This window comes from Mycobacterium sp. WUMAC-067, from assembly GCF_020217485.1.
In the GTDB taxonomy this organism is placed as follows: domain Bacteria; phylum Actinomycetota; class Actinomycetes; order Mycobacteriales; family Mycobacteriaceae; genus Mycobacterium.
On sequence record NZ_JAEKMI010000008.1, the window covers coordinates 34,031 to 58,389 of the forward strand.

The window sequence follows — 24,359 nt, forward strand, 5'->3', positions numbered from 1 at the left end:
TTTGCGAAAAACGAGAACATTGGTTCTCGCAGCTCGCTCCCCGCTTACAATTTCGCCATGGTCACAGAATCGGGGAATCGCGACATAGTCGATCGATTGGACCGGACCGAATCGTGCCTCGCGATCAGTCAGTTGCCCAGCAGGTACGCGATGGCCCTCGACGCGCGAGATCTCGGTGCCCTGGTGGCGTTGTTCGTCGACGACGTCGATGCGGGTGCCGAGGGTCGGGGCAGAGATGCACTGAAGCGTTGGTACGACAGGGTGCTTCGGCGGTTCTATCGCAGCATCCATCTGATCTGCGGCCACCAATTCGACTTCGTCGACGCTGACCACGCGATCGGATCGGTGTATTGCCGCGCCGAACACGAGGACGGCGACGGGTGGTTCGTGATCACGATGCGATATGACGACGTCTACGAGCGTCGCGACGGTCAGTGGTGCTTCGTCAAGCGAAGGGAACACCCTTGGTACTCGGTCGATGTGACGGAGCGCCCGGGCCCGGAGTTCATGCGCTGGCCTGCCGACGTTCGGTTGCGTGCGGCCATGCCTCACCGGATGCCGACGTGGCGGGACTTCTGGGCCGACGGAGATCCTGCGTTGCCCGAACGGCTCTCGGCGCGCCCATAACGTTCGGTGCTGGCTGCCTCACGCTTCGACGCGGTTTACAAATCCGTGCGAAACTGACATTCTCACTGAATGCAAGCAGGCGTTTCCGCCGTTGCTTACCTGTCGGTGCGCTCGCACCTGTACCACCGCGATCAATGGAGGCCGTCATTTCCGCCGACAAAGTACTCAGTGGCGTCCGCGTCCTAGAGGTTGCCGCGTGGACTTTCGTGCCGTCGGCCGGCGCCGTGCTGGCGGAGTGGGGCGCCGAGGTCATCAAGGTGGAGCCGCGCGAGGGCGGTGACCCACAGCGTGGCCTCGTCACGATGGGCATCGTGGACGAGGGCGGCGGCACGGTCAACTACATGATCGAGATACCGAATCGGGGAAAGAAGTCGATCGGCGTCGACCTGAATACTCCCGGCGGCCAGGACGTCATCCGTAAGCTTGCCGCGACGTGCGACGTGTTCCTCACCAGCTATCTGCCGAGCCGCCGCAAGAAGCTCGGCATCGACGTCGATGACATCCGAGCCGCGAACCCAGGCATCGTCTACGTGCGCGGGTCAGGCCACGGCCCCAAGGGCCCGGATTCGGACAAACCCGGCTACGACGGCGTCTCCTACTGGGCGCGCGGCGGCATCGCCACCGTGCTCACCGACGGTGCCGGCGAGCTGGTGCGGTCGCGACCCGCGTTCGGAGACCTCCTCGGGGGCATGGCGATCGCAGGCGGGATTGCGGCCGCGTTGTACAAGAAGGCGACCACAGGTCAGGGGTCGGTTGTGGATGTCTCCCTGCTCGGGTTGGCGGCCTGGAACCTCAGTCCCGATGTCGCCGTGAGCCAGATCCACGGTGGCAGCTCGATCCCGAACTACAGCCACGCCGACGCGCCCAACCCGTTGGTGGGAACCTACCGCACCAAGGATGGACGTTATGTCCAGCTGATGATGCTGCAACTCGACAAGTTCTACGCCGAAGCGATGCGCGCCATCGGCCTACCCGAACTGGTCGGTGATGAGCGATTCTCCGATCCCGCATCACGATTCGCCAACCGAACGGAACTCATCTCGCGCATGGACGACGTGTTTGCCCAACGCACACTGGCCGAATGGCGCGAACAGCTGGCCGACATTTCGGGCGCCTGGGGAGTGGTGCAGACACCGGGAGAACTTTGCCATGACCCAGCGGTGACCGCGAACGGCTATATCGCGAACACCGCCACGATGAACGGTTCGACGTACTGTCTGCCCACCAACCCGGTCCAGTTCGACGAGCGGGCCGTTGTTCCGCCGGGGGCGCCGGAACACGGCCAGCACACCGAAGAGGTGTTGATGGAGGCCGGCTTGGACTGGGACACCATCGCGAACTACAAGGAAATTGGAGCCATTCTATGAGCGCGACGCCGTCGCAGATCGCTTCTGAGAGTCCTGTCGACTTCGACCCGTTTTCGGAGGACTTCTTCAATGGAGCGTTCGACACCTACCGTCGCCTGCGCGACGAGGCTCCCGTTTATTACAACGCGAAGTGGGACTTCTGGGCCCTGACCCGTTACGACGACGTCGCGTCCGCGACCAAAGACCACGAAACGTTCTCCTCCGCCAAGGGCGCGACATTGGACATGGTGCAGGCGCACGACGATGCGCTGCCGGTGCCCAAGGTGATCATCTCGATGGACCCGCCCGAACATCAGAAGATGCGCCGGCTGGTGAGCAACGTGTTCACCCCCCGTGCCATTGCAGCACTGGAAGACATGGTGCGCGAGAAGGTTTACGTGCGCATCCACGCGCTCGACCCGTCCTCCTTCGACGTGGTGGCCGACTTCTCGGCCTTGTTTCCGAACGAGGTCATCACCACCATGTTGGGAGTGCCGAAGCAGGACCGCGACCAGATTCGTCTCTGGCTCGATCTGCTGCTCGAACGCCGTCCAGGTGAGATCGCCACCACTGCAGAGGGTTTCGAGGCCTCGACGAAGACGGGGATCTATTACTACAACCTGGTGCAGAAGCGCCGTGCCGAACCCTGCGACGACATGATCAGCCGGCTCATCGAGACCGAGATCGAGCGAGACGGGCAGATCGAGAAGCTCACCGATGTGGATATCACCGGATTTGCGACCATGCTCGGGGGAGCGGGGGCGGAGACCGTCACCAAGCTCGTCGGCAACGCCATGGTCGCCTTTTCCGACTTTCCCGACCAGTGGCAGAAGTTGCAGAAGGACCGTAGCAAGATTCCGGCCGCGATCGAAGAGCTGTTGCGTTACGAGGCGCCGTCGCAGTACCAGGTCCGCACCGCCACCCGCGATGTGACGTTGCACGGCAAGACAATTCCCGAGGGCAGCGCCGTGTTGCTCGTCACAGGTTCAGCGACGCGCGATGAGCGAATGTTCCCAGATCCCGATCGGCTCGACATCGACAGGGAGCGCAAGATGGGCTTCAATCTCGCCTTTGGGTACGGCGTGCACAGTTGTTTGGGGGCGGCGTTGGCGCGGATGGAGAGTCGCATCGCCCTAGGCGCGCTGCTCGATCTCCTCCCCGAGTACGAAGTCGATCGCAGCGGGTTGCGGCGGGTGGCAATGTCCAATGTTTGCGGGTGGTCCAATGTGCCCGTGCGCAGAACTAGATGAAGTGTTGCGGACGCCGACATGGGCCAGACGGTGATCGAATTGGCCGACCTCGCCGACGCCGGCGACGAGATCGCCGGAGAATTGCTGGCGTGGCTGTACGGGCGGCTCGCGAGACACAAGTGCCCCGGTCGATTTCATTCACGCGGTGCCTCCCGCGCACCGACGCTAAACGCAACCGCGAGCGCGTCGTGATCGCCGCAAGTCGGTTATTCGCCGAGCAATCGGTGCAACTCAGCGGCCTTGAGCGGAGGCCTGGGACAGGCTTGCTCGCCGCGATCGAATCCCAAAGATGATCGCGCGCAACGTTAGGGGAACGTCACGACGACCTTGTCCGCGGCGCCGGGGGTGGCCGCCAGCCGCAATGCCTCCTCGACGTCATCGAACGGAATCGTGTGACTGACGATGACGGCGTATTTCTGCCAGTTGGTCACCAGATCCTTTGTCACTTCGAAGATTTCGTCTGGATACCCGCAGGATCCGACGATCTCGATTTCGTTGCCCATCACGTTGAGCAGCTCCACGGACACGGGTTCCTTGTGGACGCCCACGATCGTCAATCGCGCGCCCCGCTTCGCCACCGACAGGACGGTGTCGGCGACGGCTTTCGCGCCCGCAGCGTCGAGGTAGACATCGGTCCCGACCCGACCGCCGAACATTGATTCGCCCTCGCCGTGCAGTTCCGAGAGGCGAGCGGCGACGTCCTCCTCGGCGGGATTGATCACGGCGTCGGCGCCGACCTGCAGCGCCTTGTCGAGGCGGCCGGTGATTGGGTCGACCACCACCACGTGGCCCACGCCGAGCGATTTGAACGCCAGCACTGCGCCGAGGCCCACCGGTCCGGCGCCGAAGACGACGACCTTGTCTCCGGTTCGAGGGTTGCAGCGATTGGCGCCGTGTAGGGCGACGGCCATGGGCTCGTTGAGCGCTGCGACCTCCCACGGCACGTGCTCGGGTATCACCTCGAGACTGCGTCCCCGCGCCGCGTTCTCGATGAGTAGGTACGGTGCCAACGCCCCTGTGGTGCCGCCGTTTCCGATGATGCCGCTCGGGGCGCTCATCGGGTTGACGACCACGTGATCCCCGACCTGGATCCCTACGACGTCCGCGCCCACCTCGACGACTTCACCGGCGGGTTCGTGGCCCAGAGGCATGCGGCCCTGCACAGGTGGGACCCCGCCCATGGATATGTAAATCCCGTCGGACCCACACACGCCGCAGGCACGCATTCGCAACAGGACGTCGTTCGGTCCGGTTTGCGGCTTCGGAACGTCGAGTAACCCGGTCTCGCCGACGGCAATGACTGTCGCTTGCTTCATGGCATCGGCCGATCGCCGTCCACGCGCGCGGGATCGGCCGCCCCCATGGCGAAGAAGCTCTCCATTACGGGCTGCATCACGCGGTTGACGAGTTCGATCCGGGGACCGATCGGTCCTTTGCAGTACGCCCAGAGCGTTTCGCCGTCGGGGGTCAGACCCCGCCCCTCGACAGCAAAGTGATTTTCTCGCAGCGCCGCGATGTCGTCATCGATGTCGTCGGACCAGTATCCGAGGTGGTGTAGGCCCGAGGTCGAAGGGGTCCACAGGGTGTTGGGAACGGCCTGGACGAGTTCCAGGCGTGGTTCGGTCAGCGAGAACGCCAGCCGTAGGGGGATGGTGTCGACCCGGCCGTCGAGTTCGACCGTCTGGTCCACCTCGAAAGCCTGAGTCCACCGGTGACCGACTACGTCGGTGAGGAAAGCCATCTCGGCGTCGAAGTCTTCGACGACGAGTCCGCAGTGGTACAGATCGTCTGCCTTCATTCTCGTTGCCCTTCTTCCATTTTCATTGCCTTTCTTCGTGCGCGTTGTGAGACGGTCATCAGATGGATGCGAGTAGTTCGCGCGCTGCTTCGACGCCGGGACGCAGTCGTGCGGCCGCTCCGGTACCGGCGAGGGCCGCTTCGCGTTGCGGCATCTCCAGGCCCACGACGACGTCCTTGGGGAGCTCGGCCAGATACTCCTTCAGGGGCACCTCACCGGCACCCGGGACCAGTCGCTCGTTCATGGCCTCGAAGTTGTAGTCGTCGAATCGGCTGGTCATAGTGGTATCGGACAGCTGGATGTATCCGATGCAGGCCGGCGGAATTTCTGCGAGATCGGCGGGCCGTGCGCCCAACCGGGCGATGTGCATGGTGTCGATCAGCAGGCGGAATTCGGGCCGATCGACGTACTCGACCACCGTCATGCCCGTGCGGAGGTCTCCGACGGTGAAGCCTGGCACGACCTCCGTGACGGTATTCATTTCACGCTGGGCAGCCATCTCGGTGATCGCGGCGAACTCGTCACAACTTCGGCGTAGATCGGGCTCGAAGCTCACGACATTGACTTGCTCGGCGCCGAGCTCGGCCATCAGGTCGAGATCGGCTGCCAGACTGGCGGAGTCGCGTTCGGGCAGGATCAGCAGTCCCTCGCCCAACGAGATCTTCACCCCGGTATCGGCCAGGGCGGCGATCACCTCACGCCGCAGACGTGTGTCGTCCTTGAGCGAATACGTCGGGTAACCCAATTCGGGCAGCGGCACCCCGTACAGCGCCGTGGAGATGTAGTGGCAGCCCAACTCCGCGGTGAGAGAGATGAATTCGAGTGGCGGCATGCCGAAGATGCTCAGGAATTCGATGCCCAGCCGGTCCATGGTGTACTCCGATCGGTGTGATTTCTCAGGCGCCCAGCATGATGAGGCCGCCATCGACGGCGAGCAGTTGACCGGTGATGAACCCAGACCCCTCGCCGGCTAGGAAAACCAGCAGCGGAGCAAGGTCTGTGGCCGGGTCGCCGAGGGCTCCGCGCAATGGGATGGCCAACTTCAGGTTCTCGTCCATGAACGCCGAACCTTCCGGACCGAGAAAGCTACGCAGGCGGTCGGCTCCGGGCGTCTGCATCGCCGGCGCGATCGCGTTCACGGTGATGCCTTCACTGCCCCAGGCCTTGGCGGCGGAGCGCGTCCACGCGTGTACCGCTCCCTTCGTCGCCGCGTAGACCGCCGAGATGGGACTGCCCATGACCGCTTCTGCGGAGCCGAAATTGATGATCCGGCCTCCTGAGCCCTGCATGACCCGGTGGGCGGCTTGATTGACGTGGATGGTCCCGCGCACATTGATCGACACGAGCCGATCGATGTCCGCGTCGGTGATCGTTCCCGCGATGCCCGGTAGCCACAGGCCGGCGGCATGAATGACGGCGTCCAAGCCCCCCATGGCTGCCGCCGCTGCGTCGACCGTCGCGTCCACGCTGGTGACACTGGTGACGTCGCAGCGAAGCCAGGAGGCTGGGGAGCGCTCGGGGGCCGGCGCCTCATGGAAGGTGGCGACGACGTCGGCGCCGGAATTCACGAAGACGTCGACGATGGCCGCGCCGATGCCCGTGGCCGCGCCGGTCACCAGGACTCGTCTGCGTCCGGGTATGTTCGCACCAGTCCCGGGCATGTCACGGAGTCCCTTCAAGCTCGATGTCGAAGGCGGCTAAGTACTCGTCGAACACGGGCCGGATCCCGTCGACGGTCAAGCCGTACTGCTCCAATGAGTAGGCGGCAGAACCGAACCGATCTTGAGGATGTTCGGCAAGCCATCGACGCATCCGCTGAACGGTGTCATCGGTGAGTTCATCGCCGGCCCAGTCGTACAGACTGCGCATCACTGAAATCGGATCACGCATCATCTCCGAGTAATACATGTCGAAGAAGCGGTCATTTCCGATTCGTTCGCGGACTCGAAGCGGGCGGGTGACGTGCGCGCGCATCTGATCGGTGGCCTTGCGGCCGAGCGCGCGCCGATCGATGTCTGCTTCATGCATCACCACCTGCTGGGGCATCATCAGCAGGTTGCACAGCGAACCCGTGGCCTTGAACGGGTCACGATGGGCCCAAATCATACGCACGTCGGGGAACACGGTCAGCAGGGTTTCGATGTGCACCGCGTGCGACGGCATTTTCAGGTTCCAGGTGCCAGGCGCCTTCGACTGCAGGATTTGCAGCACCAACTTCTGATACTCGTAAGTGCTTGTCATGTCCGCTTCGCCGATGAGCCACTCGGAGTATCGAGAAGTGGGCTGCCATGATTCCCACGACAGGGCCTGGAAATCGGCGGCGTGGATGAACATGTCCTCGGTCGGACCATCGGCGTCTTCCCAGTGCGGGATAGCAACTTTGGCCTTCCGCGCCATCTTCAGCATCACCTTCTGCTCTTCGAGGATGGCCAAGCATCGCGGGTCACTCTTCAGAGTCGCAGTGGTCGCGGGCGGCACCGGGTGGATGCACTCCCAGTGCAACAGCGAGCGGCGTGCGGGGTCTTCGCCCAGTAAATAGCTGATCACCGTGGTACCTGTGCGCGGCATCCCAAGGGTGACGAGGGGCCGTTTGATCTCCTGCTCGCGCACTTCGGGGTGGCGCTTCGCGTAGTCGTGCACTTCCAGGCGGCTCGCTAGGACCCGTGCGAAGTTGCTGATCAGGTATTCGCGACCGGAGTCGGTGACCAGCGGCGAGGAGTGAATTTCGTCGAGCAGGATCGCCAACCCCTCCCGCCAAGAATCGGAATCGATTTCGTGTAAACCGCTGCGCTGCTGCGCGAGGCGCAGGACGTCATCGGGGCTGCGGACCGCACGGTAATCCACCGCGGGCGGCGTGTCGGTGCTCATACCGTCAGGTACCCTCCGTCGACGGCGATGGTGGTTCCGGTGATGTACCTGGCCGGTTCACTACAGAGGAATAGCACTGCCGCCCAACAGTCTTCAGGCTTTCCCGGACGCCCGAGCGGAGTATGGAATCCGATTTCGACGTCGACGACTTGCGGGAGGTTGATACCGGGGTCACTCAGTCGCGTGTGGATGAGGCCAGGTGCGACGGCGTTGACGCGGATGCCGTCGTTGCACCAGCGTCGCGCGAGATTCCATGTCAGTGCGGTGAGTGCCGCTTTCGACGATCCATATCCCGGTGACAGGATCGCCGAGCGGAACGCCGACATTGAGGTGGTGTTGACGACGTTGGCTCCGCCGGGTGCCGTGCTGCTCTTGAGCAGACCCTCGCATGCCATAGTCAAACGCATCGCGCCGAAGAGGTTCTGCGTCAGGGATAGGGCGAAGCCCTCGGGGGTCCATTCATCCTTCCACTCCGGGAAGGGGCCGCCCGCGTTGTTGACCAGGATGTCCGGTTCGCCAAGCGATTCGGCGAGGTCGTCGACCGATTTTTCGTCGCGGATCTGGCATTGCCGGTAGGTGAATGCGCTCAGGTCGTCGTCATAGTCTTCGGTGGAGGCACGGGTCCCGGTGATGGTCACGGCGGCACCCGCTTTGGCGAATTGGGTGGTAATCTCCTGTCCGATACCGCTCGTGCCACCGGTGACGAGAACCTTGGCGCCGACGAAGTCGAAGGTGACCGCGTTCATGCCGATAATCCTTTGATGGAGTGCTGGATCCAGGCCTTCACCCAGAAGTTGTCTGCATCGCTGAGCAGGCGCTCGTGTGCGGCAATGGCGACGTCCTTGGCGGCCGCATTGGTGTCGTCGCCGGCCAGAATTAGATCGGTTAGGTGCAGCGCCTCGACCGCCTGGCCGGCATCTAAACGCGAGCGGGCGGCCGCGACGAGCCGTTCGGCGCCAGCGGCCGCCACGACGTCTGGCGCGACCGACCACGGCGGGATGGGGAACAGCTCGGTGGTGGAGCGGTGGTGGAACCAGCCGCCGTAGAGCTCCCAGATGGCGCGGGAGTTCCACGTGGTCCGCCCGTAACCCTCGCCGACGTCGAAACGTTCGGGCAGGCGGATTTCGTTCATCAGGCTGTAGATATCGGAGCCCGACACCATGGCATCGATGACGCGGTCGTGTACCCACTGCATGGCATCGCGCATGGCGGTGACCTCGGTCGCGATAAGGTCCGCACCTTCGATGGGGTCAAAGTGCCCGGTGATGAGGCGATCGGGCTGCAGGGACAGCACCAGATCGAGCGCCTCGATGTACTGGATCGGATCGCGATACCGATCACCGCGGATCGTCACGAGATTTGGGACGTGACCGAACAGCGGGCCAAACAGGTTACCGGTGAACAGGACTCGGCTGTCTGGTAACCATGCGACCAGCGCATCGGTGGTTTCGCCTCCGGGCGTCCAGTGCAGGTCCACTTGCCTTCCGCCGACGTTCAGACCAAGGTGACGATCGAACGTGATAGTCGGTTCAGGAAAAGACATGTCGAAAAGCGACATGTCGACGTCCTTGAGGTGTTCGAGCGTGGCTCTGGTGAATTTCTCGAAGGCGAAGGCGGTGTTGCGCACACGGGCCGGCATTAGTCGTTCGTTGTCGTCGCGCCAGTAGTAATAGTTGGCGTGCATCACCACCGCCGTGTCTGGGTCTCGGAGCGCGGCCGCTCCGCCCCAGTGATCAGCGTGGCCCTGCGTGACGATGATCGTGTGGGTCGGCCCCGGCACCGCCTGGTAGGCGTCGCGATGCAGTGGCCCCTCGTAGAAAACTCCGGTGTTGATGATGATCCGCCCGCTGCCGGTCTCTACGGCATAGGTGTTCGACACTCCCGGTGACATCCAGATGCCATCGCCCAGCGATGTCGCTGGCTGACCCGATGCGGCAGCAATCGCCTCGACGCCGGGTCGGCGGTGATGAATTGACCCCATACGCCGTACTTCCTCTCCGCCAGCCGCGCGGCGTGGTTCAGCGGGCCGGACTATGCTATATCGAATATTCGATATAGCATCGATATCATGACACCGAGCGTAACCTTGGATTCCCAACCGCGTCAATCCGTTTCGCCACCCACCGATCGGGTGGTCGCCGTCATGAGCCTGCTGGGTGGTGCCCCCGACCGTTGCTTCACGGTCACCGAAGTCGGCCGAGCGTTGGAAATCAGCAGAGCGACCGCACACGCAGTGCTGAATGCACTGGCCGTTCACGACTGGGTAATTCGGGACCCCGAGACTGGTCAATTCAGTTGCGGCCCGGCCATCGAGGCATTGGCTCGTCCCTCCGGAGCGGGACGACGTCTCGTCCGGGGCCGCCTGGCCGAACTGGCGACTGAACTTCAGATGCAGGTTCTGCTGGTACGGCGCAACGGAACCGACATGACGGTGATCGAGACCGCTGGCCAGACGGCGACGGCTGCCCAGGTAGGCCTCGGCTTCCACATCCCGTTTTTGGCCCCTTTCGGCCGCGAGTTCGTCGCGTGGGCCGATGACCAAACGCATGGGGCTTGGCTCGCACGCTTGAAATCGGCGACGCCCGAATTTCGTTCTCGTATGGACGAAGTACTGGCGGACGTACGCGACCGCGGCTACGCCATCGAGCGTCTGAGCCCTGAATGGCTGCGGGTGCACACTGCGCTTCAAGCGCTGAGCGGGCATGGTGACATCGACATCGTGACCACCAGCCTCGCCACTGCCATCGCCGACGGCACCGTGGTCGACTTCCTAACCAGGGAGCTTCACCCTGGCCAATTGAATGAAGTGGCCATGGTGATGGCTCCGGTGCGGAACACCGACGGCGCGGTCGTCATGTCGGCCTCGGCGATCCCCTTCGCGTCGCTGGAAGCGACCGCCGTGAAGGAGTTAGGTCAGCGGATGTGTCACGCCGCCGCCGAACTCGAAACGGTCATCGCTCGCTACGAGGCGACGTAAATGCCGGCACCGGACAAACTCCCGTGTGAGCTGACCGTCTGACCGGATTTTCTAGTGTCGTGAGTCAATTCGCTTGCAGTAGTTCACGGCGGGTCCACGCCCTCAACTGCTCACGCTAGGCGCTAGACAAAACCACAGCCGCAGCAGCAGGGCCCGGCACAGGCCAAGCCAACTATCCGAATGCGGGTTAACGACTCACGACACTAGCGCCTCTTGAGTCCGTCACTCAGAAATCCCCGCACGACGTGGGCGCGGACGAAGTCGGCGACCACGTCGTCGTCACTCATGTCAAGATACGGCGATTCAGTCGTGAACAGCGAGAACAGCATTCGCGCAAACCACTCCGTTGCCGACCGGATGTCGAGGTCACCGCGGACCTCGCCCGTCAGCCGTGCGGCGGAGACGTACGGCGCAAGAAACTCGCCGCATTCCTGTAGGAGGGTCGACGCGTTCTTGGTCAACATCAGGCTGACTACTTCTTGGTCGAAATAGGATTCTGGCTCCACCACCCGGCGGGCCTGGGTGACGAAAACGCCCGCCCGGACCAGTTTTTCCTCCAGGGTGCTGCCGCCATGGCGGTCGATTGCCTTGGCCAGCCTGCGATAGAAGCGCTGAGACGCCGCCTCCGCACAAGCCCCCACAATCGTCTCCTTGTCCGGGAAGTACTCGTAGAAGGTGCTCCTGGAGACTTCTGCGGTGCGCACGATGTCGACGATCGTCGTCTTCCGCAATCCTTGCGTGCGGAAGCAGGCGAACGCGGCCGAGATGAGCACCTCGCGGGTGTCGACCCCAGTCGCGTACGTCATCTGAAACTTTCCGCGCTCAGTGATCGGGTGCGAGGATCAGTCCGCTCGTCGGAACGCCCGTACCCGACGTGACTAGCACGTGTTCGACGTTGGCCACCTGATTGTGCGACGTGCCGCGCACCTGCCGGACGCCCTCAGTAATCCCGTTCATGCCATGGATGTACGCCTCGCCGAGCAGTCCACCGTTGGTGTTGATCGGCATCCGGCCGCCCAGCGACAGTTCTTCGACCGAGACGAAGTCCTTGGCTTCCCCGCGGCCGCAGAATCCGAGCTCCTCGAGTTGAGTGAAGACGAATGGCGTGAAGTGGTCGTAGAGGAAGGCCGTCGAGATGTCTTGCGGTTTAAGACCGGAATCCCGCCACAGCTTGTCGCCGACGACGCCCATTTCGGGCAGGCCCGTGATCTCCTCGCGGTAGTAGCTGGTCATCACCTCGCCGTCGTAGGCGGCGCCTTGCGCGGCGGCTGCGATGACGGCGGGCGGCTTGGCCAGGTCGCGGGCGCGCTCGACGCTCGTCACCACCATGGCAACGCCGCCGTCGCTTTCCTGGCAGCAGTCGAGCAATCTCAGCACGGGTTCGATGATCCACCGCGATTGCTGGTGCTGCTCAAGGGTTATCGGCTTCTGGTAGAACCAGGCGTCGGGGTTCTTCGCGGCATGCTTGCGGTCGATGACGGAGATTTTGCCGAAATCGGCGTTGGTGACGCCGTATGTCGTCATGTAGCGCTGAGCGTGCAACGCCACCCACGCGGCCGGCGTCATGAACCCGAACGGCGCATAGGGTGCCATCCATAGCGGAGTCACGCCCGGCTGGCGGCCGGCACCACCGAAGCGGAATCCGGAGCGCTCGTTGAAGGCGCGGTAGCACACCACCGCTTCTGCGACGCCCGTCGCGACCGCCATCGCGGCCTGCATCACCGTTCCCGCGGCCGCGCCACCGCCGTGTGGGACCCGGGTGAAGAAAGTCAGATCCCGGATCCCGACATTGCGGGCGACCTCGATCTCCTCGTTGTCGTCGACGCTGAAGGTGACCATGCCGTCGATGTCGGCGGGACGAAGGCCGGCGTCGCCGATGGCGGCTTTGACTGCCTCGCAGGCCAGTTGCATCTCACTGCGGCCCGATTCCTTGGAGAACTCGGTTTGTCCGATCCCGACGAGGGCGGCCTTGCCGCCAATCCCGCTGGAGTCCCTGTTCATGCATCCACGCCTTCGAGCAAGCTGAGCACCGCGGTTCCGGAGACGTGGTCGCCGAGGCTGTTGGTGCCCTTGAAGGTGACCTCGATGAATCCTTCGCCGTCGCCCGACGATTTGTCCGTGACGGATCCCGTGAAGCGCATCGGGTCATTCGGGTATGCCGGTACGCCGAGCCGGATGGACAACTTTCTGATCATCGCCTCGGGGCCCGCCCAGTCATGGAGGAACTTCACGCAAAGCCCGTTGGTCGTCAAGATATTCAAGAAGATGTCTTTGGATCCCTGGGAATTCGCGAAGTCGCGGTCATGGTGTACGGGCATGTAGTCACGGGATGCGATGGCGCCTGCCACGATCAGTGTGGTGGTCACCGGAACGTCCATCGGGGTGACTTCGTCGCCAACGTTGATGGAATTCCATGCGAGCGTGGTGGTGCGGTCGACGGTGGAGGTCATTTGCTTCCTTCCGGGTATGTTGCGCCGAGCCGGGCGAGTTGTTGGGGGGCAGAGCCGAGCGCGAGCTCGATCTGCTTGGCCCACAGGAAATAGCGGTGCAGCGGGTAGGTGACGTCGATGCCCATGCCGCCGTGGACCTGTTGGGCTGATGCGACGACCCGGGCTCCCGCTTCAGCGGCCCAGAATTTGGCGATGGCGGCCTCGCGGACCGCGGGCCGTCCTTCCGCGATCAGCCACGCCGCGTGCCAGGTGGTCCATCGAATCGCCTCGACGTCGATGAATGCATCGGCCAGCCGCTGCTGCACGGCCTGGAATGAACCGATCGGCCTACCGAACTGCTCGCGTTCACTGGTGTACGACGCCGCGATCTTCAGGGCGCGTTCGGTCACGCCGACCTGCATCGCGCATAGGCCGACGAGCGCCCTGGTGTAGAGCGAGCCGACGGCATCCGCACCGCTTGACCCGTTGAGGCGATGTCCGACAGCATGGGAGAGTTCGACGTCAGCGTAGGGCTCACCATTGGTGGTTATTGCCGGTGTGACGACGACGCCCTCGGTGGCCGTCTCGACGACGAACAGCCCAGGGCCGTCGTCGGCTCGGGCCGAGACGATGATGGCGTCGGCAAGCTGGGCGGCGGGCACGAGCTCCTTGACGCCGTCCAGGATCCAGGCGCCTCCATCGGGCCGTGCGGTGGTGCGTGGGACGGCCGGGTCGGAGCTTCCCGGTTCGGCGAGCGCAGCGGTCAGGATTGTGCTGCCGTCGACCACTTTCGGCAGGTATTGTTGCTGGATAGTCGAGTCACCATGCCGCGCAATCGTATCCGCGCCGAGCACCAGGGTCGCATAGACCGGAACCGGCGCAACGCTCCAGCCGACCTCCGCGAGCAGCACGCCGAGGTCGAGGAAGCTGCCACCGCTGCCGCCGACGGATTCGGGTAGCGCGATGCCCAGCAAGTCCGACGACGCCAGCTCCCGCCACAGCGCGGGGTCGAAACGGATCTCGCCCGATTCGAACTCGGTGAGCTGCTCGGTGGTGGCGCGGTGCTCGAAGAGCTGGCGGGCCACCTTGCCGACGGTCTCTTGTTCTTCGGTGAAGGAAAAATCCATGTTCGCCTGGTGCCTCGTGTTCAGCGCGCGGGCCGGAACTGGTGCAGCACCAGCTCGTCCCCGCTCGGGATTGCTTCGAACTTCTCGTAAAAGACCTCGACGGGCATCCCGACGTCGATGGCCGCCGGTTCGATATCGCACAGGTTCGACACGATGCGGACGCCTTCGTCGAGCTCGATCAGTGCCACGACATAGGGGTATTGGAGGAAGGGGAGCGGCGGGTATTGCGGCATCACGAAGCTGTAAACCGTTCCGCGCCCGGTCGATTCGATGGAATCCCAGTTGAGCGACTGGCAATTTCCGCACATCGGACGGGGCGGCACCCGCAGCGTCTTGCAGTCGGCGCAGCGCTGGATCAGCAGCTTGTGGTCCTTGAGGCCCGACCAAAAGAATTCGGTGTCCGGGCTGATCGACGGAGCAAGTCTGGTCGCCATCAGTCCCCAGCCGTTCCGGCGGGGGCCCCGCCCGTCTTGAATCGCAGCGTGCGGAACCATTGGCGGCCGATGACTTCGCCGTTCTGATCGCGGTAGGTGGTCACCCACGTGACGAAGAATCCTTTGCCCATCGCGGTCGTCTTCTCGTCGGAGATCGAGTCGAACACCGTCTCGCCGGTGATCTCGTCACCGACGCGGGGATAGCGTTCGATCTCGAACTCAGAGTTCGTCGCGATGATGCCCGTGTAACCCGCGTCGGAGAGGAATTGCAGCGGGTTCGTCTTGATCTCGATCGGCACGCCGCCGCGCTCATGGATGCCGGCGAGCTTGGGCGGCGGCATCGTCCAGCTCTGCAGCATCACGGGCGGGGAAACCAGGCCGCCGTAGCGGGAGTTCTCCGCGAACTCGGGATCAAGGTAGGCGGGATTCATGTCGTCCAACGCGTACGCCCAGTGCCGGATCATCGCGGCGTTCACCGGATCGGGGGCGCGGGAGGGTCTGCCGACTCCGTCGGTGGGCGTCCCGATCAACGCGTCGAGGCGCTCGCGCAGGTCATCTTTGGCTAGCTCTGTCACGTGGATTTCCCCTCTCCGGAGGCCCGCACGTCTCGGGGTGCGCGGGGCATCCCAAGGCCGGCCATAGCGATGATGTCGCGTTGAAGTTCGTTGGCTCCGCCGCCGAATGTGTTGATGACCGCCAGCCTGTAGGCGCTTTCCAGCTCGCCCTTGAGCGGAGCTGCCGAGTCCTTGCGGACACCCGCCTGTCCGACGACTTCGAGCAGTTCGCGGGCAACCTGTTGGGTGAGCTCGGTGCCGAAAACCTTTGTCGCCGAGGCCTCGCCCATCCCGAGGGCACCCGGACTCATCGTCGCGTTCACGCGCAGGTTCAGCAGCCGGTAGGCGGCGACCTGCGCTTCCACCCGGGCCAGGGCCTGCTGCACCCAGGGCTGATCGATGACCATGCCGTCGTCGAGCGGTGTCGTCGACGCCCACTTGAGCGTCTTGGCGAAGAGCGGCTCCAGGGCACCGAGGTTGCCGAGGGCGGCGCGTTCGAGGTTGAGCTGGTTGGTCACCAGTGTCCAACCCTGGTTTTCGCCGAGCACGATGGCGCTCTCGGGTACCCGGACGTCATCGTAGAACGTGTAGTACGTGGACACCCCCGGCATGGTGTGCAGCGGCTTCCAGGAGAACCCGGGCGAGTCCGTCGGCACGATGAACAGGGTGATTCCCTTGTGTTTCTTGACGGTTGGGTCGGTGCGCGCCGCCAGCCAGATGTAGTCGGCGAACTCCGCGCCGCTGGTGAACATCTTCGAACCATTGATGACGAACTCGTCGCCGTCCCTGACCGCGGTGGTCCGCAGCGAGGCGAGGTCGCTCCCGGCGCCGGGCTCGGAGTAACCGATCGCGAAATCAACGGTGCCCTTGAGGATCGCGGGGAGGAACTTGGCCTTCTGCTCCTCGGTGCCGTACTGAATGAGCGTGGGGCCCACAGTGTTCAGGGTGACAAACGGCAACGGTGCATTGACCCTGCGCGCTTCCTCCGAGAAAATGTACTGTTCCAACGCGGTCAGCCCGCCGCCGCCATATTCGACCGGCCAGGCGACGCCCAGCAACCCGGCATCGCCCAGAGCGCGTCGGCACTCGGTCATCGCGGCGCCGCCCTCGGTGAGGTTGGCGACGGCGGCGCGGCGCTCCGGGGTCATCACCGCCTCCAGGCGCGTCCGGTAATCTTTGCGGAGCTGCTCCTGTTCGGGCGTGTAGTCGAAGTCCATCAGTTGCCCGCCCCCAGTCGGATTGGCATGCGTTTCACGCCCGGCACCATGGTTGCGCGCAGCCGGGTCACGTCACCGGTGAGCTCGATCGTGGGAAAGGCGCCCAGTAGCACCTCAAACATCACCCTGGCTTCCAGGCGCGCGAGCTGGGCGCCAAGGCACGCGTGCTCCCCGGCCCCGAACGCGATGTGCGGGTTGGGATTACGGGTGATGTCGAACTCTTCGCAGGTGGGCCCAAAGATCTCTTCGTCGCGGTTGGCGGAGCCGTAGAGCATGACCACTGTGTCGCCCGCCCTGATCTGCTGGCCGCGGATCTCGACGTCCTCGGTCGCGCGGCGGGCCATGTGGGTGACCGGGCTGGTGTATCGCAGCATCTCCTCGACCGCGCTGGGCAGCAGCGACGGGTCCGATCGCAGCAGCGCGAACTGGTCGGGGTGGTCGATCAGCGCCAACGTGCCCAACGCGATCAGGTTGCGCGTGGTTTCGTTGCCGGCGACCAACAGCAGGAAGGAGAAGTTGAGCAGATCCGCGTCGGTGAGCCGCTCGCCGTCGACCTCGGCCGCGGCCAGGATGCTCAGCAGGTCGTCCTGCCCGCTGACCTCGCCGGAGCGCCGCGCGGCGATGAGCTTGGTGAAGTATTCGTACAGCTCACCGAGCGCGACGATCGAGTCCAGTTCGATGTCCGGGTCGGCGGTGCCGACCGCCGCGTCCGACCACGCGCGGAATTGCTCCCAGTCTTCGGGTGGGGCACCGAGCATCTCGGCGATCATCCGGGTGGGAAGGGGCGCGGCGATCTCCTCGGCGAACTCGTACTCTCGCGACGGCTCGACACTGTCCACGATGCCCTTCACGATCTGGCGCACCTTGGGCTCGAGCAACTGCACCTGCCGGCGCGTGAAGCCGGAGTTGATGAGCTTGCGGAGCTGCCGGTGGCGGGGAGGGTCGGTGAAAATGAGGTTGCCTTCCTGAACGGGTTCAGGCTGGCTGGGATCCGGAATCGTGATGCCCTTCGTCGACGAGAAGGTCAGTGGGTGGCCCGAAACGTAGCGGACGTCTTCGTACTTCAATAGCGCCCAGAAGTTGGTGACGTCGTTCCACACCACTGGCGTCGTGTTGCGGAGTTCCCGGTAGACCGGGTAGGGATCGCCGGCGTAGAAGTCCGGAGAGTGCAAGGGAACTTTAGTAGTGGGCACAGCATGCCTTCCTTGACACTGGGGGCTGGCCGGACAGATGGAGCAAGAATGTCCGTTTCCATGCTGTCTACAGGAGAGCTAGATCATCTGTCAATCGCCGTATATTTGTCCGCAAACGGCGCAAATTAGCCGTTGACGGCGTTGGCGTCGGCGTGTACACACAGGTTGAGTATGTAAGTTATCTCGGTGGCGCGGTCGCGCTGCCTCACGATCGTGCAGTCAGGGAAGGCAGGCAGGATGGCTGGGTCGCGTTCGCTCCTGGAGGCCTACGGTCACTACATCGACGGCCGATGGACCGACCCGGACAGCGGACGCTACGACGTCGTCAATCCCGCCACCGAGGCGGTGATCCAAACGGCGCCCGACGCGAGCGTGGCGCAGGTCCAGCGGGCGATCGCCGCGGCCAGGACCGCTTTCGACACGGGCCCGTGGCCCGCGGCAGAGCCCGCGGAAAGGGCCCGATGCCTGCAACAGCTCAGCGATGCGTTGATGGCCAGGGGCGAGGAGGTCTACGCACTCGCGCAGGCCGAGTGGGGTTGTTCCGCAAACGAACGGCTGATTCACGTCGACGGCCCGGCATTCATGGTCGGTCATGCTGCCGAGCTCGCCACGGAGCCCGCCGAGGCGCCGATGGATGCGTGGGGTGCCGCGGGAACCACGGTGTTGCGCTACGAACCGCTCGGTGTGGTGGCGGCCATGACGCCGTGGAACTTCCCGCACACCCTCAACGTCATGAAGCTGGGCGCTGCGCTGGCGGCAGGAAATACGCTCGTGCTCAAGCCTTCACCTCTGACACCGCTGGCCGGCCTGGCGCTGGCGCGAATCATCGACGAGGACACCGACATTCCAGCCGGCGTCGTCAACGTGGTCACGCCGACCGGCGTCGAGGCCAGCAAAAGCCTGACGCTGGACCCCAGGGTCGACATGGTGAGCTTCACCGGCAGCTCAGCGGTCGGCCGCGATGTGATGGCGGGTGCGGCGACCACGATGAAGCGAGTGTTGCTGGAGTGCGGCGGCAAGTCGGCGACCATACTGCTGCCCGACGTCGACGTCAGCGACGAATTGTTGGAGCGGCTGCTGTTCGAAGGATGCACGATGCATGCCGGTCAAGCCTGCATTCTCAACAGCAGGTTGCTGCTGCCCGAGGCGATCCACGACGAGGTGGTGGACCGGCTCGCCGAGTTGGCCCGCGGGGTCGTGATCGGTGATCCCGTCGATCCCGCGGTCACCATGGGACCGTTGATCAGCCGCGAGCACCTCGACCGTGTCGAGGGATTCGTCAAACGCGCCGAAGCCGACGGCGCAACGGTCGTGGCCGGAGGAGCCCGTCCGAAGGATCTGAGCCGCGGTTTCTATTTCGAGCCAACGATACTCACCGATGCTTCCCCCGACTCGTATATCGCGCAGGAGGAGGTGTTCGGTCCCGTGCTGACCGTGTTGCGGTATCGAGACGACGACGATGCGTTGGCCATCGCCAACAATTCGTCCTACGGCCTTGGCGGCGCGGTGTGGGGGAGCGATCTCGATCGCGCGGTGGCCATCGCGCGCCGGATCAGGACCGGGCAGGTATCGATTAACGGCACGATTCCCGGAGACGCGCCGTTCGGGGGGTTCAAGCAGAGCGGCATCGGTCGTGAGGGCGGCGTGATGGGGCTGCGGGCCTACATGGAGCCCAAGGCCATCGGGATACCCGCGTGAACCGGCCCCTGGCGGGCTTGCGCGTCGTCGAGCTGGCCTCCGAGATCGCGGGCCCCTATTGCACGAAGCTGCTCGTGGACCTGGGCGCCGACGTGCGCAAAATCGAGCCCCCGTCAGGTGACCCACTGCGCCGCTGGGGTCCCTTTCCGCCGGAGGGCCCTCATCCGGAGCGAAGCGGTCTGTTCGAGTACCTGAACGCCGGAAAGCGCGGCACCACACTTGATTTCGCACATGATGGCAGCCGTGACGCCTTGCGCGAAATGATCTCTCAAGCGGACCTTCTTGTCGAAGACCTGCCAGCGGGCGCGCCCGAGCGCCGGGCGTGGGGCCTAGACGCAGAATCGCTGGCCCAGGTCAGCCCGAATCTTGTCGTGGTACGAATCTCGAGCTTCGGTCAGAAGGGGCCGCTGCGCGACCGGGTGACGACTCCGCTGACCCTGCAGGCGGCGGCGGGCTGGGTCAACATGCGTGAGCCCGGCCGAGCGCCGGTGCAGGCCGGTGCCCGAATTCCGGAGTACATCGCGGGCGGCTACGCGGCCCTCGGCGCGCTCACGGCCCTGCACATCGGCACAGCCGAAACGAACCGGCCGGTCGAGGTGGACGTGTCGATCTTCGAGTCGCTGTTGTCGACACTGCCCTATCCCATGCTGATGGCTGCCCGCCTGAAAGCCCTTGGCTTGCCGACGAATTCCAAGGCCGCGCCGATGCTGGGTATCGTGCGTGCCGCCGACGGCTGGATCGGGATCAACTGCCTGACCGGTCAGCACTGGTTGGACGTGTGCGCGATGGTCGGGTTGCCCGAGTTCGGCGACCATCAGCTCGCGATCATGCTCGGCGGGCCCGAGCGCGACGAGTTCTTCGCCAAGGCCCAGCCCTTCCTTGAATCGATGTCCGTTGCCGATCTGGTCGAATTGAGCCAGGCCATGCGCATTCCCGCGGCGCCGATCACCGAAGGCGACACGATCCTGGGCTGCCCGCAGTATGCGGAGCGAGGGTTTTTCGTCGAATCAGCCGCTGAAGCATGGCGCTTCACCAGACCGGGAGCGCCGTTCCGGCTTTCGAAGACCCCGGCGCGGCCGCCCTTGCCTGCTCCCGCCCTGCGAACAAACGGCGCGCAGGCCACGTGGAGCGAGCGCGGCGCACCCCGTCCGAGGGGCGACGGTATCGACGTGTCGCTGCCGTTCGCCGGGCTGAAGGTGTTCGATTTGAGCACTTTCTGGGCGGGCGCATACCTGACGTGCTACCTCGGTGCGTTCGGGGCGGACGTGATCAAGGTCGAATCCGTTCAGCGCCCCGACGGACACCGCTACTCGGGCGCGCTGCTGCGTGAGGGCGACGACTGGTACGAGCGTGGGCCGCTCTGGCAGGGAACCAATCTCAACAAGCGCGACATCACGCTCGATCTCACCTCTGCCGCCGGTCGCGAGCTGGCGCTGCGACTGGCCGCAGAAGCCGATGTGGTGGTGGAGAACTTCTCGCCGCGCGTGGTTGAACAGTTCGGGATGGATTACGACTCCATCGCGCACAACAATCCCGGCGTGATCATGGTGCGGATGCCCGGGTTCGGGCTGGACGGGCCGTGGCGCGACTACGTGGGCTGGGCGCTGAACATCGAACAGGTGTCAGGCATGTCGGCCGCGACCGGTTATGCGGACGGCCCGCCGTGCAATCTGCAGGGGCCCGCCGACCCGATCGCCGGCGTACACGCGTGCGTCGCGCTGCTGGCTGCCCTCGAGCACAGGCGGTCCACCGGTGAGGGGCAGCTGATCGAGGTCGCGCAAATCGAGGTTGGCGCGGCGGTGACTGCCGAACCCGTCATCGAATACTCATTGACGGGAGCGGTGCGGCAGCGCGAGGGAAATCGCCACCGCGAATACGCCCAGGGCGTCTACAAAACCAGCAATGTCGACGAGTGGGTCGCGCTCACGGTGCGGGATGACGCGGATTGGCTTGCGGTGCTGGACGTGATTGACCGTCCCGATCTACGTGACGACCCGATGTTTGCGAACGCAGAAGCGCGCCGGGCAAACCACGACGAGTTCGATGAGGTACTGGCGAATTGGACATGCGGGCGAACCGCGGAGGAGGTCGTGGCAACGTTGGGCCGGCATGGTGTGCCGGCCGAGCGACTACTGACGGCCGATCAGATGTATGACGTCGAGCAGCTCGACGCGCGCGGCTTCTATCAGGACCTGGACCATTCGATCACCGGCCGACAGAGGTTTCCCGGCTGGCCGTTTCGCATCTCGCCGGGACCCGCGCACCATCACCGAACCGCGGCGCCGACGCTCGGGCAGCACAACGCCGAGGTGCTTGGAGCGCTTGGCCTTTCCGCTCAGGAAATTGCCGCATTGCGTGAGCAACGTGTCATCGGGGAACGTGTGCTGAACGCGTAGCCGATGACCTCGGCCCGTTCGGTCAGGCGTCGACCATCGCGGCGATCGTGTCGACGACACACGCCGGGCGTTCGCTGCCCTCGACTTCGACGGTGACGCGAACCGTGGCCCGGCCGCCCTTGTCGTTGCGCTCCACCTTGAGCAGTTCGGCGCCCGCCCTGATGCGTGAGTCGACCGGTACCGGCGCGGGGAAGCGCAGCTTGTCGCTGCCGTAATTGACCTGCATCGCCAAGCCGGTCACCCGGTAGATCTGTTGCACGAGAATGGGTACCAGCGACAGCGTCAGATAGCCGTGCGCGATCGTCCGGCCGTAGGGGCCGGCTGCCGCCTTCTCCGGATCGACGTGAATCCATTGATGGTCGCCGGTTGCCTCGGCGAACAAGTTGATTTCCTTCTGAGTGACCTGGTGCCAGTCGCTGAAACCGAGGTGTTCGCCGACGTGAGCCTCGAAGTCGGCGATTCCGTCGTAAACCTTCGGGGATATGCGCGCCCGGGTCATGCCGGGACCTTGAGTCCCAACTGCTCAATAGCGTTGCCGCCCATGATCTTCGCCTCGGCGGCCTCCGAGATGCCGTCGAGCCGGTCTACGAAGCTCAGCGGATCACCGATGCCTTCGGGGTGCGGGAAATCGGAGCCGAACATCACGTGATCCTCGCCCATGATGTCGATGATCCCCTTGAGGTCGTCCTCGAGGAACGGATGGATGTAGATGTTTCGCTTGAACACCTCGACGGGGTGCTCGTCGAACTCCTTGGGCATGATCTTGTACGCGGTGTTCAACTGTTCGAGCAGATTGCGCACCCAACCGCTGCCGTTCTCGACGCAGAAGATCTTCAGATCGGGGAAGCGGGACAGGGCGCCGTGGCAGATCATCGCGGCCAGCGTGTCCTCGATGGCGCGGTGGCCCATCACGACCTCGCGTAACGCGCTCGGCTTGAAGGACAGGTACTCGTCACCGCCCTCCCACTCCATGAGGTGCTTCTGGTAGCCGCTGTCCGAGGCATGCATGGTGACCGGCATGCCGGCGTTCACGACTTCTTCCCAGAACGGGTCGAACTCGGGAAGGCCCATGGAGCGCGAACCGCCGAAGCGGCTGGGCACGGGTGCGGGCCGCACCAGGAAGGTCTTCATGCCGTGCTCGACGCCCCAGCGGAACTCCTTGATGGCTTCGTCCACCAAGGGCAGGCAGATGACGGGGGTCGCGAAGATCCGGTCGTGGTAGTTGAACGTCCAGTGCTCGTGCATCCACTCGTTGAGCGCATGAATGATCGCGTGGGTGAGGATGACGTCGTCGGTCGTGCGTTCCTCGATGAGGCTGGCGAGGGTCGGGTACATCACGCACTGATCGATGCCGAGTTCGTCCATCAGTTCCAGTCGGGGCGCGGGTGACTGGTATGCCGGAATGACATCCATTGCCTCGCCGATGAACTCGCGGAAGTTGAGACCCTCGGGATTGTTGCCGAGGAAGTAGTCCTCCGCGCTGCCGGGCCTGGCAACTCGCTCGAATGTCGGATTCGGGATCATGTGGCTGATGTGGTCCTTGACGACGAGTTTGGGCCGGCCGTTGACCTCGACGTAACCGACCTTTCCGCGGTGTTCCTTCGGCAGGTATTTGGTGAGCGCTTCGGTGGTCTCGTACATGTGGTTGTCGATGTCGAAGACCGGATACGGCAGGGACCGGGGTGACATGAGGCTGAACCCTCCTCAGAGCAGCGAATATGAACATTTACGCTATTTGAGAACGACATTATCACCTATGCTATTCAGCATCCAGATCGGGGTCAGGACGCTTGGATTCCTTTCCATGCGCCGATCACAGCATCGGTGGTGGTCACCGTGGCGAGCAGTGCCAGCGTGTTGTCGATGATCGACTCGGCGTACTCCCGCGGATACCCGCTCACCGCGTCGCGCGGCAACACGAATTGATAGCTGCGATTGACCGCGTCCATCGCGAAATTCTGAATGGCTATGTTGATCGAAACGCCCACTCCAACAATGGTCTTGATGTTCATGTTCCGCAACACGGAGTCAAGATCGGTACCGGTCATGGGCCCGACGCCGTGGGTGCGTGTCAGCACGAGGTCGCTGGGTACCGGGCCGAACTCGGGGAGAAGCCACGCGCCAGGGCTGCCGGGAGTCAGGTCGGCGGCGAAGGATTTCCCAGCCATGAACAGCCGGGCGTTGGAGTTCGATCCGCGGTTGTCCGGGCGCTTCTCGATGAGGCAGTGCACTACCGCGACTCCCGCCGCCCTAGCGGCGTCGAGCAGTTTGGAAATGTTCGGAATGGCCTCGCGGCGAGCCTCTTCGGCGAGGTATGGGAGGCCGGCTTGCGGACCTATGACCCCGCCCTGGCACTCCTGAGTCACGAGCGCGGTGGTGGCGGGATCGAGCAGCGATTGGAGCGATGGTGGCGGCATGAGAATAGACGTTATCGTGTGCGGGAAC

At 64.1% G+C, this 24,359-nt stretch carries 25 protein-coding genes; 7 read left to right on the top strand and 18 right to left on the bottom strand.

What is annotated here, in order from left to right; all coding sequences use genetic code 11:
* Positions 1-150 precede the first annotated feature (150 nt).
* The 4 genes from JF781_RS07760 (at position 151) to JF781_RS07775 (ending at position 3,415) form a co-directional block, all read left to right on the top strand.
* The gene (locus JF781_RS07760) at positions 151-627 is read left to right on the top strand and encodes a nuclear transport factor 2 family protein (RefSeq protein ID WP_255641388.1); all 477 of its coding nucleotides are present in this window, start codon (positions 151-153) and stop codon (positions 625-627) included.
* Positions 628-761: 134 nt separating this feature from the next.
* Positions 762-1,994: a CaiB/BaiF CoA-transferase family protein gene (locus tag JF781_RS07765; RefSeq protein WP_225327009.1), complete on the top strand. Its 1,233-nt coding sequence runs from the start codon at positions 762-764 to the stop codon at positions 1,992-1,994.
* Positions 1,991-3,223, top strand: a complete 1,233-nt coding sequence (locus tag JF781_RS07770; RefSeq protein WP_225327008.1) for a cytochrome P450 — start codon at positions 1,991-1,993, stop codon at positions 3,221-3,223. Before JF781_RS07765 ends, JF781_RS07770 begins: the two co-directional genes overlap by 4 nt.
* Before the next feature lie 18 nt (positions 3,224-3,241).
* A complete protein-coding gene (locus JF781_RS07775; RefSeq protein WP_225327007.1) occupies positions 3,242-3,415 on the top strand; it encodes a hypothetical protein in 174 nt (57 codons plus the stop codon).
* A 113-nt stretch (positions 3,416-3,528) separates the two neighbouring features.
* On the opposite strand, the gene JF781_RS07780 is transcribed toward JF781_RS07775, so the two are convergent.
* From JF781_RS07780 to JF781_RS07810, 7 genes are read right to left on the bottom strand one after another with little or no spacing between them, the layout of a single operon-like run.
* On the bottom strand, positions 3,529-4,539 hold the full coding sequence (locus tag JF781_RS07780) for a zinc-binding dehydrogenase (protein WP_225327006.1): 1,011 nt from the start codon (positions 4,537-4,539) through the stop codon (positions 3,529-3,531).
* Positions 4,536-5,021 carry a VOC family protein gene (locus JF781_RS07785; RefSeq protein ID WP_225327005.1) on the bottom strand — a complete coding sequence of 162 codons (486 nt, stop codon included), beginning with the start codon at positions 5,019-5,021 and terminating at the stop codon, positions 4,536-4,538. Before JF781_RS07785 ends, JF781_RS07780 begins: the two co-directional genes overlap by 4 nt.
* Positions 5,022-5,079: 58 nt before the next feature.
* Entirely contained in the window at positions 5,080-5,892 is an 813-nt protein-coding gene (locus tag JF781_RS07790) for a sugar phosphate isomerase/epimerase (RefSeq protein ID WP_225327004.1), read from the bottom strand.
* A 25-nt stretch (positions 5,893-5,917) separates the two neighbouring features.
* Positions 5,918-6,682: an SDR family NAD(P)-dependent oxidoreductase gene (locus JF781_RS07795; protein ID WP_225327003.1), complete on the bottom strand. Its 765-nt coding sequence runs from the start codon at positions 6,680-6,682 to the stop codon at positions 5,918-5,920.
* Position 6,683: 1 nt separating this feature from the next.
* Entirely contained in the window at positions 6,684-7,889 is a 1,206-nt protein-coding gene (locus tag JF781_RS07800) for a sulfotransferase (protein WP_225327002.1), read from the bottom strand.
* The gene (locus tag JF781_RS07805) at positions 7,886-8,635 is read right to left on the bottom strand and encodes an SDR family NAD(P)-dependent oxidoreductase (protein ID WP_225327001.1); all 750 of its coding nucleotides are present in this window, start codon (positions 8,633-8,635) and stop codon (positions 7,886-7,888) included. The genes JF781_RS07800 and JF781_RS07805 overlap by 4 nt, the downstream gene beginning before the upstream one ends.
* The gene (locus tag JF781_RS07810) at positions 8,632-9,870 is read right to left on the bottom strand and encodes an alkyl sulfatase dimerization domain-containing protein (RefSeq protein WP_014384318.1); all 1,239 of its coding nucleotides are present in this window, start codon (positions 9,868-9,870) and stop codon (positions 8,632-8,634) included. The genes JF781_RS07805 and JF781_RS07810 overlap by 4 nt, the downstream gene beginning before the upstream one ends.
* 87 nt (positions 9,871-9,957) lie before the next feature.
* Here JF781_RS07810 and JF781_RS07815 point away from each other — a divergent pair, with 87 nt between their 5' ends.
* Positions 9,958-10,866, top strand: a complete 909-nt coding sequence (locus JF781_RS07815) for a helix-turn-helix domain-containing protein (RefSeq protein ID WP_225327000.1) — start codon at positions 9,958-9,960, stop codon at positions 10,864-10,866.
* Positions 10,867-11,069: 203 nt separating this feature from the next.
* Here JF781_RS07815 and JF781_RS07820 read toward each other — a convergent pair whose 3' ends face one another.
* Genes JF781_RS07820 through JF781_RS07855 form a run of 8 tightly spaced genes read right to left on the bottom strand, consistent with a single transcriptional unit; the run spans position 11,070 to position 17,799 of the window.
* Complete coding sequence (locus JF781_RS07820; RefSeq protein WP_225326999.1) at positions 11,070-11,672, bottom strand: TetR/AcrR family transcriptional regulator; 603 nt, start codon at positions 11,670-11,672, stop codon at positions 11,070-11,072.
* Between the two features lie 16 nt (positions 11,673-11,688).
* Positions 11,689-12,867, bottom strand: coding sequence for a lipid-transfer protein (locus JF781_RS07825; RefSeq protein ID WP_225326998.1), 1,179 nt, complete (start codon positions 12,865-12,867; stop codon positions 11,689-11,691).
* On the bottom strand, positions 12,864-13,316 hold the full coding sequence (locus JF781_RS07830; RefSeq protein ID WP_225326997.1) for a MaoC family dehydratase: 453 nt from the start codon (positions 13,314-13,316) through the stop codon (positions 12,864-12,866). The genes JF781_RS07825 and JF781_RS07830 overlap by 4 nt, the downstream gene beginning before the upstream one ends.
* Positions 13,313-14,422, bottom strand: coding sequence for an acyl-CoA dehydrogenase family protein (locus tag JF781_RS07835; protein WP_225326996.1), 1,110 nt, complete (start codon positions 14,420-14,422; stop codon positions 13,313-13,315). Before JF781_RS07835 ends, JF781_RS07830 begins: the two co-directional genes overlap by 4 nt.
* 20 nt (positions 14,423-14,442) lie before the next feature.
* The gene (locus JF781_RS07840; protein WP_225326995.1) at positions 14,443-14,856 is read right to left on the bottom strand and encodes a Zn-ribbon domain-containing OB-fold protein; all 414 of its coding nucleotides are present in this window, start codon (positions 14,854-14,856) and stop codon (positions 14,443-14,445) included.
* Complete coding sequence (locus JF781_RS07845) at positions 14,856-15,431, bottom strand: MaoC family dehydratase N-terminal domain-containing protein (protein ID WP_014711341.1); 576 nt, start codon at positions 15,429-15,431, stop codon at positions 14,856-14,858. The genes JF781_RS07840 and JF781_RS07845 overlap by 1 nt, the downstream gene beginning before the upstream one ends.
* Positions 15,428-16,627 (bottom strand): acyl-CoA dehydrogenase family protein, encoded by a 1,200-nt coding sequence (locus JF781_RS07850; protein WP_225326994.1) that lies wholly within the window; start codon positions 16,625-16,627, stop codon positions 15,428-15,430. The genes JF781_RS07845 and JF781_RS07850 overlap by 4 nt, the downstream gene beginning before the upstream one ends.
* Positions 16,627-17,799 (bottom strand): cytochrome P450, encoded by a 1,173-nt coding sequence (locus JF781_RS07855; protein ID WP_225327045.1) that lies wholly within the window; start codon positions 17,797-17,799, stop codon positions 16,627-16,629. The genes JF781_RS07850 and JF781_RS07855 overlap by 1 nt, the downstream gene beginning before the upstream one ends.
* 258 nt (positions 17,800-18,057) lie before the next feature.
* Here JF781_RS07855 and JF781_RS07860 point away from each other — a divergent pair, with 258 nt between their 5' ends.
* Both JF781_RS07860 and JF781_RS07865 read left to right on the top strand, forming a co-directional pair.
* Positions 18,058-19,518 (top strand): aldehyde dehydrogenase family protein, encoded by a 1,461-nt coding sequence (locus JF781_RS07860; RefSeq protein ID WP_225326993.1) that lies wholly within the window; start codon positions 18,058-18,060, stop codon positions 19,516-19,518.
* On the top strand, positions 19,515-21,914 hold the full coding sequence (locus JF781_RS07865; protein WP_225326992.1) for a CaiB/BaiF CoA-transferase family protein: 2,400 nt from the start codon (positions 19,515-19,517) through the stop codon (positions 21,912-21,914). Before JF781_RS07860 ends, JF781_RS07865 begins: the two co-directional genes overlap by 4 nt.
* Before the next feature lie 22 nt (positions 21,915-21,936).
* Here the strand turns inward: JF781_RS07865 and JF781_RS07870 are convergent, their stop codons facing one another.
* From JF781_RS07870 to JF781_RS07880, 3 genes are all read right to left on the bottom strand, one after another.
* Positions 21,937-22,413 carry a MaoC family dehydratase gene (locus JF781_RS07870; protein WP_225326991.1) on the bottom strand — a complete coding sequence of 159 codons (477 nt, stop codon included), beginning with the start codon at positions 22,411-22,413 and terminating at the stop codon, positions 21,937-21,939.
* Positions 22,410-23,603, bottom strand: coding sequence for an amidohydrolase family protein (locus JF781_RS07875; RefSeq protein ID WP_225326990.1), 1,194 nt, complete (start codon positions 23,601-23,603; stop codon positions 22,410-22,412). The genes JF781_RS07870 and JF781_RS07875 overlap by 4 nt, the downstream gene beginning before the upstream one ends.
* 92 nt (positions 23,604-23,695) lie before the next feature.
* Complete coding sequence (locus JF781_RS07880) at positions 23,696-24,331, bottom strand: cysteine hydrolase (protein ID WP_225326989.1); 636 nt, start codon at positions 24,329-24,331, stop codon at positions 23,696-23,698.
* Positions 24,332-24,359 lie beyond the last annotated feature (28 nt).